Origin of the sequence: Mycobacterium sp. ACS1612, from assembly GCF_001667505.1 — a bacterium.
GTDB lineage: Bacteria > Actinomycetota > Actinomycetes > Mycobacteriales > Mycobacteriaceae > Mycobacterium.
Genome location: NZ_LZHZ01000031.1, coordinates 172958 through 190562, shown reverse-complemented (window position 1 = coordinate 190562; position 17605 = coordinate 172958). Strand labels below are relative to the sequence as shown.

Below are 17605 nucleotides of genomic sequence, written 5' to 3'. Positions count from 1 at the left end.
ATCCGGAACATCGTCATGCCCGGCGCGCGCATGCACACCACGGTGGTGATCATGTTGACGCCACCAAGGATGGTGCCAAGACCACCGACACCCAGCCCGAGGATCCACAAATCACCGCCGGGGCCAGGGGAGTGGATCGCGTCGGTCAGCGGTGAGTAGGCGGTCCAGCCGAAGTCCGCCGCGCCGTTCGGGGTGATGAAGCCGCTCAACGCGATCAGGGCGCCGAATACGAACAACCAGAAACTCAGCGCGTTCAGCCGCGGGAAGGCCACGTCGGGGGCGCCGATCTGCAGCGGCAGCACCAGGTTGGCGAACCCGAACACGATCGGGGTCGCGTAGAACAGCAGCATCGCCGTGCCGTGCATGGTGAACAGCTGGTTGAACTGCTCGTTCGACAGGAACTGCAACCCGGGCAGCGCCAACTCGGTGCGCATGAACAGCGCCATCAGCCCGCCGATGAAGAAGAAGATGAAGCAGGCGACGCAGTACATGATGCCGATCAACTTGTGATCGGTCGTAGTGATGAGCTTGTAGACCAAGTTGCCCCTCGGCCCGAGCCGGGCCGGAAATGGACGGCGAGCCTCGAGTCGTTGTGCAGGTGGCGCTTCAGTCGTCATGTGCATCCCCCGATCCGCCAGGACCTTCAATTCATTATCAGCCTCGATAGCTGTCGCTAGGGACTTTTGTCATCGAGTCGGCCCATAAGCTGTCCCGATGCGATTGGCGGGACAGGTCGCCGTCGTCACCGGCGGGGCGCTGGGCATCGGCGGCGGCATCAGCAGGCGGCTCGCGGCGGCGGGTGACCCGACGACTAGGCCGCCGTCGTGGAATTCCTGGCCTCCGACGACGCCAGGTTCGTCACCGGCCAGACCATCCCGGTGGACGGCGGCACGCTGGCCGCTTCCGGGTGGTATGCCCGCGCGGACGGCAAGGGCTGGACGAACATGCCGAACGAGGCGTGAACTGCCTCAAGCACTTCCGCGTGCCAACAGGCGGCGGGTGCGCTCCGGAATCTCCGGTGGCAACGTGTCGACGATGTCGGCGAGGGTGCATGACGCCAGGCTGGTCAGCCAGGCCTCGTGCGCGCGCCCCATGATCGTGGCCAGAATGCATCGTTCTTGACACTCCTCGGCGGGTAGGGCACCCCGCCCCTGCTGGCGGATCTCCCGACAGAGGTACGGGTCGGCGCTGCCGTCCACAGCTTCGACGATGTCGAGCACGGTGATTTCAGACGCCGGGCGCGCCAGGCGGAAACCGCCGCGCGGACCGGTCGTCCCGGTCAGCACACCTGCGCGGACAAGCGCCGCCAGGTGCTTGGCGAGGTACGCCTGTGGCACACCGAAATGGGCGGCGAGCGCAGCCGCGCTGGCCGCATCGCCATCGGGGAGCTGCGCCAGCGAGGCGGCGCAATGCAGCACCCACTCCGTGCCTTCGGGAAGCTTCACGGTTCCAGATTAGGGAATATCAGCTCTATTGTGGATATTGAATGTCCATAATTATCCAACCAACAGGGAGAGTTCACATGCGCGTTGCAGTAGTCGGTGCCACCGGCCGTATCGGAACGTTGACCATCGCCGCACTCGAGCGCGATGGTCACGAGACTGTCGCCATCAGTCGCAGTCGCGGCGTGGACGTGGTCACCGGGGTGGGCCTGGACGAGGCTCTGGCCGGGGTGACCGCAGTGATCGACGTCAGCAGCAACGAGTCAACCGAGGAGTCGGAGACGGTCGGATTCTTCACCACCGCGGCGAAGAATCTGCTCGCCGCCGAGCAGCGCGCCGGCGTCACCCATCACGTCGCGCTGTCCATCGTGGGCGTCGACAAGGTGCCGGGGAACGCGCACTATGCCGGCAAGCGGGCGCAGGAGGCCGCGGTGGCGGCCGGACCCGTGCCGTGGACGATCGTGCCGGCCACACAGTTCTACGATTTCGCGGCGATGGTCGCCGGGTGGACCGAGCAGGACGGCGCTGCCCCGATCGCGCCGCTGCTCGTCCAGCCGATTGCGCCTGCAGATGTCGCGGACATCCTCGCGCGCGTCGCCGTCGGAGCTCCGCAGAGGCGCCACCGCGATGTCGCCGGCCCCGACACCCAGGACCTGGTGGACATGGCTCGGCGCACGATCGAGGCCCGCGGGCAGCAGCTCCGGTTGGTTCCCAGCTGGCGGAACGGCCTGTTCGACGTGTCGATGGCCGGCGAGGTGCTCCTGCCGTCGGCGGACGCTGAGTTGGCGCCCACCACATTCGAAGACTGGCTGGCCGCCGAGGCGCTACACACGAATGCCAAGGCATCGGCGTGATTTTGGCGGAGCCTAAAGGGTGTCCGAGGGTTGACTTCGCCACCTACGACACGGGTCGAGACATTTCAACTGAGTGATAGACCCGGGTGCGATGGTCACCAGACCGTCATCGGCCGGCTCGCCATTTTCTGAGGAGGCGGGTGATCAGCGCAGCTGCGACAAGCCATGGCCCCCCTACGATCAGCGGGTCCAACCAGATGTGGCGGGTGTCGACTCTCTTTCTGCTGACCCGGGACTTCACCCCGTTGCGCGTCCATTCCGCCTTGACTCCGGTTTGAGTGATCGGGTTGTCCGGTCGCAGTGTTGCGATCGAGCGGATGTGGTGCTCGGCGGCATCGACACGGTCGGCGTAAAGGAGGATGAGCCAGTGCAGTGCGCGGCCCTCGCTGAACTTGTAGGCGAAGCGGCGCATGATGCCGGAGACGCCACTGAGCGGCTGAGCGGTGCCGAATGCTGGGGTGAGGAAACGGTGCTCGACTGACCGCTCTCGCGGCGTTTTCTCGGGTTGACGCTCCGGAAAGTCCCACCAGGCACCGGTGTCGAGGAACTTCAGCTTGGGCACTGAGGGCCGATCTTCCTTATTGAGGTCGGCGCCCCAGCCGGGGATTCGCTTCTGCAGGCTGTCTGTATCGGGCAGGGGCGGATGGTCGGCTGTGTAGGCGGGCAGGTGTTCGGTCGTTCGTGTCATGAGAATTCTCCTGTGGGGCTTGTCAGTTGGCGTTGACGGTGATGATCGGTTTGATGATGTCGTCGAGTTTGGAGGAGAACATGTGGTAGCCCTCGGCGATGTGCTCGAGCGGAATCCGGTGAGTGACAATGTCGCTGGGCTTCAAGTAACCGTTCTGAATGTGTGTGAACAGTCGGGGCCATTGCCGCTTGACCGGTGCTTGGTTGGTGTGGATGGTTAGACCCTTGTTCATCGCGTCGCCGAACTTGACGGCGCTGAACATTGGTCCGTATGCGCCTACTACCGAGACGGTGCCGCCCTTGCGAACTGAGTCGATGGCCCAGTTCAGTGCAATTGGGGAGCCACCCTGCAACTTGAACTTAGCGGTGGTGACGTGCTGGAAGAGGTTGCCGTCAGCTTCGGCGCCCACTGCGTCGATGGCCACATCGGCGCCCAGGAAGTCGGTGGCTTTCTTCATCTCCAGCACGATGTCGCCGTACTCGCCGAAGTTGTACGTCTCGGCGTGGGCGAAGTCCCTGGCCTTCGCGAGCCGATAATCCAGATGGTCGATGACGATCACCCGTCCGGCGCCCATCAGCCACGACGACTTTGCGGCGAAGAGGCCTACCGGCCCGGCGCCGAACACCAGCACTGTGTCGCCTTCGACGATGTCGCCGAGTTGGGCACCGAAATATCCCGTCGATAACGCATCCGTGCACAGCAGGGCGTCCTCGTCAGCCATCCAGTCGGGAATCACCGACGGCCCGACGTCCGCGAAGGGAACACGAACGAACTCAGCTTGCCCACCGTCATAGCCGCCGCACGTGTGTGAGTAGCCGTAGATTCCGCCGACTGCGGTCGCGTTCGGATTCACGTTGTGGCAGTTCGAATACAGTCCCCTGGCGCAGAAGTAGCACGAACCGCAGTAGATGTTGAACGGCACCATGACTCGGTCGCCGGGCTTGATGTTCTGTACCGACGGGCCGACTTCGTCGACGACGCCGATGAATTCGTGCCCGAATGTGTGGCCGACCCGGGTGTCGGGCATCAGACCGTGGTAGAGGTGCAGATCGGACCCGCAGATCGCAGCGAGCTGGACTCGCACGATCGCATCATTGGGATGCTCGATGCGCGGGCGCTCCTTCTCCTCGACGCGCACCTTGTATGGTCCGCGATAAGTCATTGCCTTCATGTGACCCCCTATGTTGGAAGAGCGTGAGTGATGAGCCCGTCTTCTACCCACGGCGTTACCGCTCAAACAAAGCTCGACGCCGGAGCGGCATCCACCCGGAGCAAACATCTTAAGCAGGCATTCACACGGCATATTGAGCGAGACACTCTGCGGCATAGGGCTGTTGGACATGGCCATGAGGGCGTAGCGCGGTATGGCTAACCATCACATCCTCATCTTGACCCTCACAGGCCGAGGAGATGGCGAGAATTGGACACGGCAGTGCATTCCCTGGCAGGTCACGACTAGCCGAAGCAATTACGGGTAGCTCCCGCCTGACAGATGAGATACGTGTCGAGCTCGCGCTGTGCCTTGGTCTGCGTTGACAGAAGTGGCTGCGTGTCTCCCCAGGGAAGGATGTCAGCGGTGCAGGATTTGCCGCCCAGGAGAGCCGATTTGCCGTGGCTGCGTTCGGAACGAGGCGGCGGCGACACCGCGGCCGACGACGACCAGAACTCGACTGAGGGTGGAGGGTCAACGTCGGAGGGCAACCTCGAACTGTTCTTCGATCTGGTGTTCACGTTCGCCATGTCGCAGGTCACTCAGCTCATGCTGCATGATCTGTCGCCGAGCGGGTTCGGCCGTGCGGCGCTGGCACTGCTCGCGGTGTGGTGGGCCTGGGTCGGCTACACCTGGCTGATCAACACCTTCGACAGCCGAGGCGTCCGGCACCAAGCGATTGTGATCGCTGCAATGGCTGCGATGCTCGTCGCTGCCGCGGCGCTGCCCATGGCGTTCTCCTCGGCGGCGTTCGTCTTCGCGATCGCTCTGTTGATGGTTCGATTGATCCACGTCGCAAAGTTCGTCGCCTACTCCTCACACGAGGACGCTGAGATGCGGCGCAGCGTTTCGCGGATAGCGCCGGCCTTCGTCGCCGCACCTGCCTGCATCGTGGCGGCCGCCTTCGTTGACACGCCCGGCCGCGAACTGCTCTGGGTAGCCGCCGCGGTGATCGACTACGGCGCACCGGCGGTGCTCGGCCTCGGTGGATTTCGTGTCTCACCGTCCTACTTCGTATCGCGCCACGGCTCGATCATCATCATCGCGCTGGGGGAGGCGATCGTCGAATTAGGCGCGGGCGCAACCGATCTCCACCGCATCGAGGTGATCGCCGCCCTGGTGCTGGGTGTTGCCATCATGGCGACGTTCTGGTGGACCTACTTCGGTCTGACGGGCGGAGCCGAGCAGCGGCTGGAACAGGCCACCGGTACAGAACGGGCCCATCTCGCGCGCGACGCCTACAGCTATCTGCATCTGCCGCTGGTGGCCGCCGTCATGCTGTTTGCTGTCGGCGCCCATGGCGCCGTCGCGCACGCCACCGCCCCGTTGCCGCTCTTGTCTGCCAGCGCGCTCGCCGGGGGCATGGCGCTGTTCTACCTAGGCGACGTCGCCTATAGATGGCGCGACCACCGACAGGTTCCGGTCGACCGGACCGCAGCCGGCCTTGCTGCCGCGGCGACCTTGCCGGTGCTGTTACATGTGCCCGCCATCGGGGCACTCGGCCTGCTCACCGGCATCGGCTGGGTCCGGCTGGCCTGGGAACTGTGGCGACGGCCGCGCATCGGCCCCGGCGTCGCGGGACAGGCGCGCTGACGTAAACGGCCGGTGAGTCGAGTGAGTAGCACAGGAGGAAGGTTAAGCAGCCAGCCGACACTGAAAAGTCAAGCGGCGCATAGAGCGCCACGACACCGACAGGAGGACAATGTCACACACACGACGCCTCTCGGGGCGAAAGATCGCGGTGCTAGCAGCCGATGGCTTCGAAAAGGTTGAACTAGTCGTTCCACTGCGTGCACTGCAGTTGGCCGGTGCAAAGGTCGACATCGTGTCGTTGCGTAAAGGCCGTATCCGGGGAGTGAACCTGCACATGCCCGCCAGCCGGGTCGGTGTGGACAAGCTGGTTACCGACGCCGACCCCGACGCATACGACGGACTGCTGCTCCCAGGGGGCTTCATCAATCCCGATCTGTTGAGGCAGTCGGCAGCTGCGCGGGATTTCGTCCGTGCGTTCGACCACAACGGAAAGCCAATCGTCACGTTGTGCCACGGTCCATGGGTGCTGGCATCCGCAGGACTGCTCACCGGCCGGACGCTGACCTCGTGGCCCGGCATCCGTGACGACTTGATCAATGCAGGCGGCACCTGGCTCGACCGCGAGGTCGTGCGGGATCGCAATCTCGTCACAAGCCGGGGGCCTCAGGACTTGCGGGCGTTCGTGCCTGCCATGCTCGACATCTTCGCCGAGCCGACGAGTCAACAGCAGACGGTCCCTGACCATGCGAGCTCCGATCCGGCGCTCGACAAGCCGCTTGGTTGGGCGATGGCCGCCTTGCACTGGTCACCGAAGCCTTCGGCGACTGCCCTTACCAGCGTGGCAGCTGCCGCGCTGACCCCTCCTCTACGCAGACGAGTGTCGATCCGGAAGCCGCGGTTGTGACTACGTCGGTTCTCCTACTTGCGGATCCGGGCGCCCCGGCGGCCTTGGCAGAAGAACTGTCGGAGGATTTGCCGAAACTGCTGCCGCGTGATTCGAAGTCATCGTCGCCCTGGGCGGTTTCGGTCCAGACGGGCTCCTACCCTCTCTCCGAACAGGCCTCGCTTGCCGAAGTCCTCGAGGTGGTCGATCCAGCAGGCCAACGGCAGGATGTCGTCGTCTACGTGACCGATCTGCCGCGTCGTGACGGCACCCAACCGGTGGTCGCAGACATCAGCGTGCCGCAGCGCTTCGGTGTGATTTCCGTGCCGAGTGTCGGGGGACTGTTGATCAGCCGGCGAGTGCGGACGATGGTCAAGTCTGTTGTCCACGAGGTCACGGGGGAACGCGACGCCAAGGCTGCTGCCTTCAGCCGGTTGACGAGAACCGAAGATCAGGGAGCGGTGCGATACGCCGCGCCGTCCCGGTTCGCACGGCTCCGCCTGCTCATGGGCATGGTTTATGCGAACCGCCCGTGGAAGCTGGCCGCGGGTATGTCGCGGGTTCTCATGGCAACTTTCGCGACCGGAGCCGTCAGCTTGGCCTACCCGACGATCTGGCAACTTTCTTCAACGATGGGCTCGTGGCGACTGAGCGTGACAACGGTTCTCGCCACCGCGGCCATGGTCGCGTGGCTGATCGTCAACCACAAGCTCTGGGAACGACCGAGTTCGCCGATTGAGCGGGAACGGGCAGCTATGTACAACACGTCGACTGTCGTCACGCTGACCACTGGTGTCGTCGTTCTGCACATGACATGTTTCCTGCTGCTCTTGCTGACGGCATGGTGGACCTTGCCTCCGCAACTGCTGCAGCAGAGTCTGGGCCACCCGGTAGGCGCGGCAGATTATTTGAGGTTGGCATGGCTGGTGGCCGCGGTCGCCACGTTGGGAGGCGCCCTCGGGTCTGGTTTGGAGGATGACGACGCGGTCAAGCAGGCGGCTTACGGAGCGCGCCAACAAGAACGGTTCGACCGCTCTGGACCGGCCGCCGACGGATAGTTCCGTTAATGACGGCCCCTTCTCCCGCACCGACCGGCGCGTACGGTCAGCACGCCAGCCCGAGACTTCGAGATGCAGCGCGCTTTCTCAAGTCAAGATCTGGCTAGTGGGCTTCTCGGCGTAGAGGAAACGCCACGATCGGGCAGCCGCATGAAGATTGAATCTGGTATCGACATCACGCAGGTCATAACCGGTCAATTCACGGATCCGCGCTAGCCGGTAGCGAAGTGTGCTGCGGTGGATGTGCAGCGCTTTGGCGGATTCGTCGTAATTCCCTCCACTTTCGAGGTGTTCACTCAGGGTCAGAACAAGCTGCGACTTCTTGGTCAAGTCATAGTCCAACAGGGCGCCAAGCCATTGCCGAATGAAGTCCTCGACGGCTCCGCTTGCATGGGCTGCGTCGATCAGACGGTAGAACCCGAGTTCGTCGTAGGTTGATGCGCCGGCGGGCACCGTGGAATGGAGCCGCACACTCAGGGCGCGTCGGGCCGCGGCGAACGACCTCGGAAAGTCTGCTGGTTCATCACAGCGCGACCCCATGCCGATGGCACACGAGGCTCCGCCGAGCAACTCGCTCAGCGTGCGGTGAAGCGCTCGGGGGTCTGGGCGGCCTTCGGCCAGAAGCACCACCAGTTGCCCGCGACGGCCCTGCAACGTGTTGAGGTGCAGGGCTTCAGCGGCGCGGTTGACAGCGGTGGCCACCATGGCATCGGATCCGGCCGAAGTGTGGACGAGGACAACGTAATTCGGACGCCGAAGGTCGTGGCCCAGCGCCTCCGCCTTGGCGACGGCACTGACTGGGCTGGCCATTCCGGCGATGACGTCAGCGACAAATTCACGCTGAGCACCGAACTCCGCCTCCGCGAGACTCCGCTGGTGGGCTAACTCGTAGCCCAGCAGTGTGCGTGCGACGTTCAGGGCGAACAGATGTTCTTCAGTTACCTGCCTGTGTGGGTCGACGATAGCCAACACGCCGTGGATCTCACCGTGTGCCCGGATGAGCAGGGCGACGCGATTCTTCATCCGCATAGGGCGTGGCCGACCGGCCAGCATGCCAAGTTCGCGCTGATACTGCCGAGGCTTCGTTTTCGGGTAGGGCACCGGCCGGCCCGGGCCGGACCAGCATCGGAGGTTGCCCAACCGGTCCTCCAGAACTACTGGCAGCGCGGTCAGTTCATGTAACGCGTCGGTGATTGCCTGCTCGCCGTCGTTGGCCACGGCCGCTTCCATGGCCTCATGGACGCGCGTCCGGCTCTGGAGTCGTTGTCGCGCGCCGGCGAGGTCGGTGGTCGCCTTGTCGAGTTGCTCGGTGTACCGCTCCTCCTGCTGATGAAGGGTCAGACACGCCAGGGCGGCGCCCGTCTGATTCGCGAGCACCGTCAACAACTGGACATGCCGGCTCGACGGTTCGCTCATGGCGCTGACGATGAGCGAGCCCTCAACGACGTTGTGGTGACGCAAGGGGAACGCCCAAGCCCATGAGCGCTCAGGGATTGCCAGTCGACCCGTACCGCCGGCTTCGGCGACGAATTCCCCCATCTCGGGCCGCTCGTCGTCACCCTGCGGGCACGGCTGCCATCGACCATCGACGAGGAGGTATGTGCCTTCGGTGCGACACGGACCTAGGCGCGTCACCGCAGCCCCGGCGTAGTCGAGGATGCCCGCAGCGTCGAGCTCCTCGAAGCTGAGCGCGGATAGGGCGGCCAGCTCAGCAGCTGCCGGGGTATCGCCCAACGGTGCGGACGTCACGGTCTGACATCCGCACGGATTGATCGATTCTCCGGCAACTGCGGCTCCTTACCAGTCGCTCCGTTGCTGCACATCTAGTCGATCGCGCGACAGACCGAAGCACTCGACAGTCGGGCCTACCCGCGTCGTACTCGGCTAAACGCCGAGCGCACGCGAGTACGAAGGACATCACGGCAGAGTTGCAGGAGTCGCCAGTGTTCGGTGGGCACTGGCACTGAGGTTTCGGGTGGCTCGTCGAGGGGTACTTTCAAGCGGTCGCGCTTCAGCCCGAGGAGTAGACCCGTGTCCGGGAAGCTCTTCTGCCTTGAGGTATCAGCGGGCTGCCGGATCTTTTGACCAACCAGTCAGCTATGGACTTAGTACCGCTATGACTGGGCCCTCATTTCGGTTCGCGCGCACCACATAAAGCTGCGCGCGCCCGATTCCATGCCGACTTGACTCACCTCGACGGCACCAAAGGAGTTAGTTCATGACCATCAACAATCCAACCGCCACTCGTCGCACGGACACACCGAGCACCGTTGCAAACTCGCATCCCACCCGGGTCCGACGCGGTGACGAGACGAAGGCTTTCTACAAGACAACGGAATTCATCGTCTTCATCGTCGCGACGGTTGGAGTGCTGCTTGCGTCCTACATGGTTAGGACGAGTGGCGCGCACGAAGACTATTTCCGGGCCGATGAGGCGTGGCTGTATGTAGTGATCCTGAGCGTCGGCTACATGGTCAGCCGCGGGCTTGCCAAGTCCGGCAGCCGCCATCATGACGACGACGCCTAACTAGGCGTTATGGCCGCACGGCGGCTTGTAACGACGAATCGCTCCGGGCCCCTCACTGAAGATGAGGGGCCCGGAGTTTTCGGCGGCCCGATCAGATCCTTTGTCCTGTCGGTAGTGGTGCCATCACCGTCACCGGGGCCCATGACTAGCGCAGTCGCATGGGCGGTGACCGCAGCCAGCAAGTTTCGTGAGGTGCTGCGACGGGTCACAGCGAGCGCGCCGACATCAGTCGCGTCGCCGGATGTGTCGAGCCCAGGTTCACGCTGTGCGCTGCTTCGATCCGGACAAGCTGATCTGTTTTTGGGGCCTGCGCGTTGTATTGCAGACCGGAAGTTGGACCACTTTCGCCGGTGCCTGAATGGGCATGCCATCAAACGCGATGCTCGGTGGACTTCAGCAAATACAGCAACGCAGCGCCGGGACCGGGTTGCGCTGGGGGTGAAGCTATCGCGCTGACTGTCGCTGATGTCGAATTCCTTAAGCGGCGATTTCAGTGCACCGCAACGCTGTCCAGGTCGGCCAGGAGTTCTGGGTCGGACATACGAAGGGCAAAGAGAATCGGATGGTCCTGATGGCGGCATCGGTGCTATCCCGGCTTGCGGTGCGGTGTGAAGGCCACCGATGATTTGCTGTTCCCAGCGCGTTACGGCGGGTATCTGAAGCGGCCGAGTTACAACTCAACGGGGTGGTTCAACCAGGCCGTCGAGCGTGCAGAAGCGCAGACGATCACGCCGCATGATCTGCGGCACACGTGCGCGAGTCTGGCGGTCAGTTCCGGCGCGAATGTCCTTGCGGTGTCGCGGATGCTCGGGCACAAGGACCCGAGCGTCACACTGCGGATATACGCCGACCTGTTCGACAGCGACCTCGATGCGGTCGCCGTCAATCTCGACGCAAAAATCGCGGAGAATGTCCAAACCGTGTCCAAAGAGCCTGCCGACAGGCGGCGCCGCAAAACCGCCGTCTAGCTGCGACGATGCGACGAGAGAATTGTGTCCGAGGGGGGACTTGAACCCCCACGCCCGTTAATAGGGCACTAGCACCTCAAGCTAGCGCGTCTGCCATTCCGCCACTCGGACCAGTTGGGCAGCTAAGGCTATCGGATCGGACAGCCCGCGCCCAAACCGAGTGGCCCTCTCAATGGTACGAATGGTGACTGTGACAATCCCTCCCAACGCCGAAGCCGAGGTGGTCGACCTCGTCAGTGCACTCATCCGCTTCGACACGTCGAACACCGGCGAGCCCGAAACCACCAAAGGCGAGGCCGAATGCGCCCGCTGGGTGGCCGAACAGTTGGAGGAGGTCGGTTACACCACCCAGTACGTGGAGGCGGGTGCACCGGGCCGGGGAAACGTGTTCGCCACGCTCAAGGGCGCCAACCCCGAGCGCGGCGCGCTGCTGCTGCACGGTCACCTCGACGTGGTGCCCGCGGAGGCCTCGGACTGGAGCGTGCACCCGTTCTCCGGGGCCATCGAGGACGGCTACGTGTGGGGGCGCGGCGCGGTCGACATGAAGGACATGTGCGGCATGCTCATCGCGATCGCCAGGCACTTCAAGCGTGCAGGCATCGTGCCGCCCCGCGACCTGGTGTTCGCATTCGTCTCCGATGAGGAGGCAGGCGGGAAGTACGGGGCGCATTGGCTAGTCAACAACCGGCCCGAGCTGTTCGCGGGCGTCACCGAGGCCGTCGGCGAGGTCGGCGGGTTCTCACTGACCGTGCCGCGCAAGGACGGGGGCGAGCGGCGGCTGTACCTGGTCGAAACCGCCGAGAAGTCGATGATGTGGATGAAGCTGACCGCGCGCAGCTTCGCCGGTCACGGCTCGATGATCCACGACCACAACGCGGTCACCGCCGTCGCCGAGGCCACCGCCAAACTCGGTCGCCACGAGTTCCCGCTCGTGATGACCGACGCCGTCAGCCAGTTCCTGCAGGCCATCACCGAGGAGACCGGCTACGAGTTCGACGTCGACTCGCCGGACCTGGCAGGCACCATCGCCAAGCTCGGGCCGATCGCCCGCGTCGTCGGCGCGACGCTGCGCGACACCGCCAACCCCACCATGCTCAAGGCCGGTTACAAGGCCAACGTCATCCCGGCCACCGCGGAGGCGGTGGTCGACTGCCGCATCCTGCCGGGTCGCCGCGCCGCTTTCGAGCGCGAGGTCGACGAGATCATCGGACCAGACGTGACGCGCGAGTGGATCACCGAGCTGCCGTCGTACGAGACCACGTTCGACGGAGACCTGGTGGACGCCATGAACGGCGCGATCCTGTCCGTCGACCCGGACGCGCGAATCGTGCCCTACATGCTCTCCGGCGGTACCGACGCAAAGGCGTTCATGCAGTTGGGAATCCGCTGCTTCGGCTTCGCGCCGCTGCAACTCCCGCCGGATCTGGACTTCACCGCGCTGTTCCACGGTGTCGACGAGCGGGTACCCGTCGATGCGTTGAAGTTCGGCACCCAGGTTCTCGAGCACTTCTTGATGCACTCCTGACCCAAGAAAGGACGACCACCATGGCGTTTGACTACAACCCGTACGACTTCCTGCCCAAGCTGCCGTCGTTCACGCTGACGTCGGATTCGGTCACCGACGGCCAACCCCTGAGCAACGACCAGGTCAGCGGCATCATGGGAGCGGGGGGTAACGACGTCTCGCCGCAGCTGTCGTGGTCCGGCTTCCCGGAAGAGACACGCAGTTTCGCCGTGACGATGTACGACCCCGACGCGCCGACGGCATCGGGCTTCTGGCATTGGGCCGTCGCCAACCTGCCCGCCTCCGTCACCGAACTGCCTGCCAACGTCGGCGATGGTAGCGAATTGCCCGGTGGCGCAATCATTTTGCGCAATGACGCGGGGCTGAAGCGTTTCATCGGCGCCGCGCCGCCGCAGGGCCACGGCGTGCACCGGTACTTCATCGCGGTGCATGCCGTCAAGGTCGACAAGCTCGAGGTCGACGGTGACGCCAGCCCGGCCTATCTGGGCTTCAACCTGTTCATGAACGCGATCGCTCGGGCCGTCATCCACGGCACGTACGAGCAGAAGTAGCGGCCTATCAGACGGCTGAGCCGACCGCATCGGCCAGCGATGTGAAGCCAGCCTCGCGGAGCCGTTGCGCGATGCCGTCGTGAATGTGCTTGGCCCACAACCCGCCGTCGTAGATGAAGCCGGTGTAGCCCTGCAACAGCGACGCACCCGACGTGATGCGATCCCACGCATCGTCGGCGGTCTGGATGCCGCCGACGCTGACCAACACCAACCGGTCACCGACACGCCGGTACAACCGGCGCAACACCTCGGCCGACCGCTGCGCGACCGGCGGCCCGGATACCCCGCCCGCGCCCAACGCCTCGACACCTGGCGTCGTCAGGCCGTCGCGCGACACCGTGGTGTTCGTAGCGACGATGCCTGCCAACCCCAATTCGACTGCCACATCCGCGATCTCGTCGACATCCTGATCGGACAGATCCGGGGCGATCTTGACCAACACTGGCGTCGACGTCTCGGCCTTCACTGCCGCGAGAATCGGCCGAAGCGATTCGACGGCCTGCAGATCACGCAGTCCGGGCGTGTTCGGAGAGCTGACGTTGACCACCAGGAAGTCGGCCAAAGGGCCCACCAGACGGGCACTTTGGGCGTAATCGGCAACCGCATCCCGGGCAGGCGTGACTTTCGTCTTGCCGATGTTGACCCCGATCGGCACGTCGGGTGTGGTGCGGGTCAGGCGCAGCGCCAATTCGGCCGCACCGTGGTTGTTGAATCCCATCCGGTTCAGCAGCGCACGATCGTCGGGCAACCGGAACATCCGCGGCGGCGGGTTACCAGGTTGGGCCTGTGCGGTGACGGTGCCGATCTCCGCGTAGCCGAAACCGAGCGCGCCCCAGGTGTGTAGCCCCTTGCCGTCCTTGTCGAATCCGGCTGCCAGGCCGAGCGGTCCGGGGAATCGCACCCCGAACACCGTGCTGGCGAGCACAGGATCGCGTGGCGCCAGCCACCGCGTCAGCGCCACGCGCAGCGGACGCACCGCGGTCACCATGCGAAGGAAGGCGAATACCAGCGTGTGAATGCGTTCGGGCGCAATGAGAAAGAACGCCCTGCGCAGCGCGCCGTACATCACAAGCCGGGCTGGTCCAGTCTGTCCGCAGCGGTCTTCTTGCGGCGCAGCAGTACCCGCCTACTTCCGTCGGTGTACAACCGCACCCTGGTGAGCTCCCACCCGCGGTATTCGGCCTCGATGGACAGCCGGGTGGAGGCGCTGATCCTGGTCAATTCCGGCGGCAGCCGCAGCGGTATCCACTCGTAGTCGTCTGACAGGTCGTTGTCCCAGCCCTCCGGCATCCGTCCGCGGTGCATCTGCGTCATTGATGCTTCTCCGCGTTCGCAATCACCTGCACACCTGCTCCCGAGCCAGACACCACATACAGGGTGCCAGACGCTTCGTCGAAGGCGAGCGAGTTGGGCTGCTGCACGGTTCGATAACGCACCTTTTCCACGGGGATACCGGTAGCCAGATCGTAACCAACCACCGTATTACTCGCCGTTTGCGACACCCAGGCGAGCTTCGACGATCCGGCCAGCCCGTATGGCGCCTCCTTCACCGGATAACGCTGACGCAAAATCAGCGGGTCGGTGCCGAACACCAGCAGTTCGTCGCCGCGGGTGTCGGCGACCAGCACCCGCCCCGCGGAGTCGGCCGCCATGGTGGTGGCCCCCTCACCGGCCCGCAGCGCGTGCTCAGCGTCCTCACCGCTGGCCGAGATGGTGGTCACCGAAGTCTGCCCGCGGTCCAGCACGACGACCGTATTGCCCTGTGCGACAAGCGCATCCACCTTAGCGAAAATCTTCAGCGACGCGCCGACCTTCGCATCGGAGCTCAACGTGTAGACCGCCCCGTCCGCGCTGCCCAGCGCCAATCTGCCGTCCGCGCGTCTAGCGATCGCCGTGAAGTCGGTGCCCGGCTGGCCTTCCACGTCGACCCGGGTGGCGGTGGCCGCGCGCAGGTCGACCCGGAAGTAGCCGCCGCGGGTCGACGCGTACGCCGCTCCCGCGTTGTCGCCCACCAGTGCCGTCGCGGGAGCAGGCAACGTGACCGGTCGGGGCGGGCCGGTCACCGGCACCACCGTCACCTGAGATTGGCTCCCCAACAGCGGGCTGAGCACTGCCAACGACCTGGTTGCCGCATCGAACACAGCGGCCTGCGCGAGGCCGGTCAGCGGCCGCACCACACCGTCGGGCGGTGCGGTGACCGGGGGCGACTCCGCGGCCTGTGCGGGCACGATCGTCGGCGGTGGCGCGTCGGTGTGATTAGCCGAGCAACCGGCCAATCCGATTGTTGCCAGCACCACAGCGCTGGCTCGAATTAGCTGAGCAAAGGCGTTTGGACCGCGGAACAAGGGGTGGCTCTCGGAGGTGCGAATTGGATTTCGGTCGAAATGCAAGTGTAGGCAAGCCGATCATCCACATTTGGCCACGTCCGTTGCGCTCGGCGATGCCGCCGAAGGTATGGTTCGATCATGACCCTCGCCGCAGACAGGGATTTGGGTAACCAGCAGTTTGCTATAGAGGACATCACCACAGGTCTGCACGCCAGCGGCTTTGGCCAGGTTGGGGACGGGCGCACTTTTTCCTTCCACGTCGAGAAGCAGATGCTGGTCGTCGAGGTGTATCGGCCGCGCATCGCGGGCCCGGTGCCGCAGGCCGAGGACGTCGTCGCGCTCGCCAGTCGCAAGCTCACCGACATCGACGTCACCGATGAGCGCAGCGTCTCCGCGGCGGTTCGCGACGCGGTGGCCGCCGCGCAACCTGTGACGCGCACAGCGCGCTGACAGCAACCCCACGGTACGGTCGTCGGCGTGATTGACGCGCCTGCGATGTCGTGGCTGCAAGTCGTCGTTCTTTCGGTGATTCAGGGTTTGACAGAGTTCCTGCCTGTTTCGTCGTCGGGACACCTCGCGATCGCCTCGCGCATCTTTTTCGACGACGACGCGGGCGCATCGTTCACAGCGGTCACCCAGCTGGGCACCGAACTGGCGGTGCTGCTGTATTTCGCGCGCGACATCGGACGCATCCTGAAGGCTTGGTTCAACGGCCTGTTCGTGGCGGCGCACCGCAACCTCGATTATTGGATGGGCTGGTACGTCATCATCGGCACCATCCCGATCGGGGTGCTGGGTCTGCTGTTCAAAGACGAAATCCGTACTGGCGCAAGGAATCTGTGGCTGATCGCCAGCGCGCTGATCGTGTTCTCCATCGTGATCGCGGTCGCCGAGTACGTCGGCAGACAGACCCGGCACGCCGAACAACTGACGTGGAAGGACAGCATCATCGTCGGCCTGGCGCAGTGTCTGGCGCTGGTGCCCGGCGTCTCGCGCTCGGGCGCGACGATCAGCGCGGGGCTGTTCCTCGGACTCGACCGGGAACTGTCCGCCCGGTTCGGCTTCCTGCTCGCCATCCCGGCCGTGTTCGCCTCGGGTCTGTTCTCGCTGCCTGACGCCTTTCATCCCGTCGGCGAGGGAATGAGCGCCAGCGGCCCGCAACTGTTGGTCGCCACCGTGATCGCATTTGTCATCGGCTTCCTCGCGGTGGCCTGGTTCCTGCGCTTTTTGGTGCGGCACAGCATGTACTGGTTCGTCGGCTACCGCGTGGTGCTCGGTGCCGTGGTGATCGCCCTGCTCGCCGCCGGGGTAGTCTCCGCGACATGACGGTCATCCTGCTCCGGCACGGCAGGTCGACCTCGAACACCGCGCACACCCTGGCCGGTCGCACCGACGGGGTCGACCTCGACGACAAGGGCGCAGAGCAGGCACAAGCGATCGTCGAACGGTTGGCCGGGTTGCCGATCCGGGCGATCGTGCGTTCACCGCTGCTGCGCTGCAGGCGCACGGTCGAACCGCTCGCCACGGCGCTCGGCCTGGACCCGATCGTCGACGAGCGCATCTCCGAGGTCGACTACGGCAGTTGGACCGGCTGCAAGATCGGCGATCTGGTGAAGGAACCGCTGTGGGCCGTGGTCCAGCAGCAGCCCAGCGCCGCAGTGTTCCCCGGCGGTGAGGGGCTGGCCCAGGTACAGGCTCGCGCGGTCGCGGCCGTCCGTGAACACGACCGCAAGCTGGCTGAACTGCACGAGGGTGACGCGCTGTGGGTCGCGTGTACGCACGGCGACGTGATCAAGGCGGTGGTGGCCGACGCGCTCGGCACACACCTGGACAGCTTCCAGCGCATCACCGCCGATCCCGCGTCGATGAGTGTGATCCGTTACACCGCGTTGCGTCCGTTCGTCATCCACGTCAACCACACTGGTGCTGCGCTGACCGCCGGGCTGGCGGCCAAGCCGGCGACGGCCGACGGCCAAGCCGAGCAGAAGGACGACGAACTGCCGCCGGAGGATGCGGTAATCGGCGGTTCGACTGATTGA

General features: G+C 64.7%; 19 protein-coding genes, 1 tRNA gene and 1 pseudogene. 12 read left to right on the top strand and 9 right to left on the bottom strand.

Going from position 1 to position 17605, the window contains the following annotated elements; translation table 11 throughout:
- Positions 1–617, bottom strand: a 617-nt coding sequence (locus tag A5724_RS13215) for a cbb3-type cytochrome c oxidase subunit I (protein ID WP_197518639.1), incomplete at its 3' end; no start/stop codon positions are given.
- Positions 618–824: 207 nt separating this feature from the next.
- Between A5724_RS13215 and A5724_RS33025 the strand changes: the two genes are divergently transcribed.
- On the top strand, positions 825–962 hold the full coding sequence (locus A5724_RS33025) for a hypothetical protein (RefSeq protein ID WP_197518638.1): 138 nt from the start codon (positions 825–827) through the stop codon (positions 960–962).
- A 6-nt stretch (positions 963–968) separates the two neighbouring features.
- Here the strand turns inward: A5724_RS33025 and A5724_RS13210 are convergent, their stop codons facing one another.
- Positions 969–1445: an Rrf2 family transcriptional regulator gene (locus A5724_RS13210; RefSeq protein ID WP_067801928.1), complete on the bottom strand. Its 477-nt coding sequence runs from the start codon at positions 1443–1445 to the stop codon at positions 969–971.
- Positions 1446–1522: 77 nt separating this feature from the next.
- On the opposite strand from A5724_RS13210, the gene A5724_RS13205 reads away from it, so the two are divergent.
- Complete coding sequence (locus tag A5724_RS13205) at positions 1523–2296, top strand: SDR family oxidoreductase (RefSeq protein ID WP_067801927.1); 774 nt, start codon at positions 1523–1525, stop codon at positions 2294–2296.
- A gap of 106 nt (positions 2297–2402) precedes the next feature.
- Here A5724_RS13205 and A5724_RS13200 read toward each other — a convergent pair whose 3' ends face one another.
- A complete protein-coding gene (locus tag A5724_RS13200; RefSeq protein WP_067801926.1) occupies positions 2403–2984 on the bottom strand; it encodes a hypothetical protein in 582 nt (193 codons plus the stop codon).
- 22 nt (positions 2985–3006) lie between these two features.
- Positions 3007–4155 (bottom strand): zinc-dependent alcohol dehydrogenase, encoded by a 1149-nt coding sequence (locus tag A5724_RS13195; protein WP_067801923.1) that lies wholly within the window; start codon positions 4153–4155, stop codon positions 3007–3009.
- 405 nt (positions 4156–4560) lie between these two features.
- On the opposite strand from A5724_RS13195, the gene A5724_RS13190 reads away from it, so the two are divergent.
- From A5724_RS13190 to A5724_RS13180, 3 genes and pseudogenes are all read left to right on the top strand, one after another.
- Positions 4561–5787 carry a low temperature requirement protein A gene (locus tag A5724_RS13190; protein ID WP_232004812.1) on the top strand — a complete coding sequence of 409 codons (1227 nt, stop codon included), beginning with the start codon at positions 4561–4563 and terminating at the stop codon, positions 5785–5787.
- 109 nt (positions 5788–5896) lie between these two features.
- Positions 5897–6448, top strand: a pseudogene (locus A5724_RS13185) (type 1 glutamine amidotransferase domain-containing protein); the annotation flags it as partial.
- Positions 6449–6507: 59 nt separating this feature from the next.
- Positions 6508–7668, top strand: coding sequence for a hypothetical protein (locus tag A5724_RS13180; RefSeq protein WP_369830632.1), 1161 nt, complete (start codon positions 6508–6510; stop codon positions 7666–7668).
- 87 nt (positions 7669–7755) lie between these two features.
- Here A5724_RS13180 and A5724_RS13175 read toward each other — a convergent pair whose 3' ends face one another.
- Positions 7756–9417: a CdaR family transcriptional regulator gene (locus tag A5724_RS13175; RefSeq protein ID WP_067801914.1), complete on the bottom strand. Its 1662-nt coding sequence runs from the start codon at positions 9415–9417 to the stop codon at positions 7756–7758.
- Positions 9418–9886: 469 nt separating this feature from the next.
- On the opposite strand from A5724_RS13175, the gene A5724_RS13170 reads away from it, so the two are divergent.
- Both A5724_RS13170 and A5724_RS34525 read left to right on the top strand, forming a co-directional pair.
- Complete coding sequence (locus tag A5724_RS13170) at positions 9887–10195, top strand: hypothetical protein (RefSeq protein WP_067801912.1); 309 nt, start codon at positions 9887–9889, stop codon at positions 10193–10195.
- A gap of 608 nt (positions 10196–10803) precedes the next feature.
- Complete coding sequence (locus tag A5724_RS34525) at positions 10804–11163, top strand: tyrosine-type recombinase/integrase (protein ID WP_067801910.1); 360 nt, start codon at positions 10804–10806, stop codon at positions 11161–11163.
- A 25-nt stretch (positions 11164–11188) separates the two neighbouring features.
- Here the strand turns inward: A5724_RS34525 and A5724_RS13160 are convergent.
- Positions 11189–11274, bottom strand: a tRNA-Leu gene (locus A5724_RS13160).
- Positions 11275–11344: 70 nt separating this feature from the next.
- On the opposite strand from A5724_RS13160, the gene A5724_RS13155 reads away from it, so the two are divergent.
- Positions 11345–12688 carry a M20/M25/M40 family metallo-hydrolase gene (locus A5724_RS13155; RefSeq protein WP_197518637.1) on the top strand — a complete coding sequence of 448 codons (1344 nt, stop codon included), beginning with the start codon at positions 11345–11347 and terminating at the stop codon, positions 12686–12688.
- Between the two features lie 20 nt (positions 12689–12708).
- A complete protein-coding gene (locus tag A5724_RS13150) occupies positions 12709–13239 on the top strand; it encodes a YbhB/YbcL family Raf kinase inhibitor-like protein (protein WP_067801902.1) in 531 nt (176 codons plus the stop codon).
- Between the two features lie 7 nt (positions 13240–13246).
- Here the strand turns inward: A5724_RS13150 and A5724_RS13145 are convergent, their stop codons facing one another.
- From A5724_RS13145 to A5724_RS13135, 3 genes are read right to left on the bottom strand one after another with little or no spacing between them, the layout of a single operon-like run.
- Positions 13247–14305 (bottom strand): quinone-dependent dihydroorotate dehydrogenase, encoded by a 1059-nt coding sequence (locus A5724_RS13145; protein WP_067801900.1) that lies wholly within the window; start codon positions 14303–14305, stop codon positions 13247–13249.
- Entirely contained in the window at positions 14305–14553 is a 249-nt protein-coding gene (locus tag A5724_RS13140) for a DUF5703 family protein (RefSeq protein WP_067801898.1), read from the bottom strand. Before A5724_RS13140 ends, A5724_RS13145 begins: the two co-directional genes overlap by 1 nt.
- Positions 14550–15533, bottom strand: coding sequence for a YncE family protein (locus A5724_RS13135; RefSeq protein ID WP_156752260.1), 984 nt, complete (start codon positions 15531–15533; stop codon positions 14550–14552). The genes A5724_RS13140 and A5724_RS13135 overlap by 4 nt, the downstream gene beginning before the upstream one ends.
- A 171-nt stretch (positions 15534–15704) precedes the next feature.
- On the opposite strand from A5724_RS13135, the gene A5724_RS13130 reads away from it, so the two are divergent.
- Genes A5724_RS13130 through A5724_RS13120 form a run of 3 tightly spaced genes read left to right on the top strand, consistent with a single transcriptional unit; the run spans position 15705 to position 17605 of the window.
- Positions 15705–16016, top strand: a complete 312-nt coding sequence (locus A5724_RS13130; RefSeq protein WP_067801897.1) for a hypothetical protein — start codon at positions 15705–15707, stop codon at positions 16014–16016.
- A gap of 45 nt (positions 16017–16061) precedes the next feature.
- Positions 16062–16892, top strand: coding sequence for an undecaprenyl-diphosphate phosphatase (locus tag A5724_RS13125; protein ID WP_067801895.1), 831 nt, complete (start codon positions 16062–16064; stop codon positions 16890–16892).
- Positions 16889–17605 (top strand): histidine phosphatase family protein, encoded by a 717-nt coding sequence (locus tag A5724_RS13120; protein WP_067801893.1) that lies wholly within the window; start codon positions 16889–16891, stop codon positions 17603–17605. The genes A5724_RS13125 and A5724_RS13120 overlap by 4 nt, the downstream gene beginning before the upstream one ends.

Bases quoted from the DNA above. Each gene is read 5' to 3' on its own strand.
- A5724_RS13205 (WP_067801927.1), top strand. From the start codon at position 1,523: ATGCGCGTTGCAGTAGTCGGTGCCACCGGCCGTATCGGAACGTTGACC.
- A5724_RS13200 (WP_067801926.1), bottom strand. From the start codon at position 2,984: ATGACACGAACGACCGAACACCTGCCCGCCTACACAGCCGACCATCCG.
- A5724_RS13195 (WP_067801923.1), bottom strand. From the start codon at position 4,155: ATGAAGGCAATGACTTATCGCGGACCATACAAGGTGCGCGTCGAGGAG.
- A5724_RS13170 (WP_067801912.1), top strand. From the start codon at position 9,887: ATGACCATCAACAATCCAACCGCCACTCGTCGCACGGACACACCGAGC.
- A5724_RS13155 (WP_197518637.1), top strand. From the start codon at position 11,345: ATGGTGACTGTGACAATCCCTCCCAACGCCGAAGCCGAGGTGGTCGAC.
- A5724_RS13150 (WP_067801902.1), top strand. From the start codon at position 12,709: ATGGCGTTTGACTACAACCCGTACGACTTCCTGCCCAAGCTGCCGTCG.
- A5724_RS13145 (WP_067801900.1), bottom strand. From the start codon at position 14,305: ATGTACGGCGCGCTGCGCAGGGCGTTCTTTCTCATTGCGCCCGAACGC.
- A5724_RS13140 (WP_067801898.1), bottom strand. From the start codon at position 14,553: ATGACGCAGATGCACCGCGGACGGATGCCGGAGGGCTGGGACAACGAC.
- A5724_RS13130 (WP_067801897.1), top strand. From the start codon at position 15,705: ATGACCCTCGCCGCAGACAGGGATTTGGGTAACCAGCAGTTTGCTATA.
- A5724_RS13125 (WP_067801895.1), top strand. From the start codon at position 16,062: ATGTCGTGGCTGCAAGTCGTCGTTCTTTCGGTGATTCAGGGTTTGACA.
- A5724_RS13120 (WP_067801893.1), top strand. From the start codon at position 16,889: ATGACGGTCATCCTGCTCCGGCACGGCAGGTCGACCTCGAACACCGCG.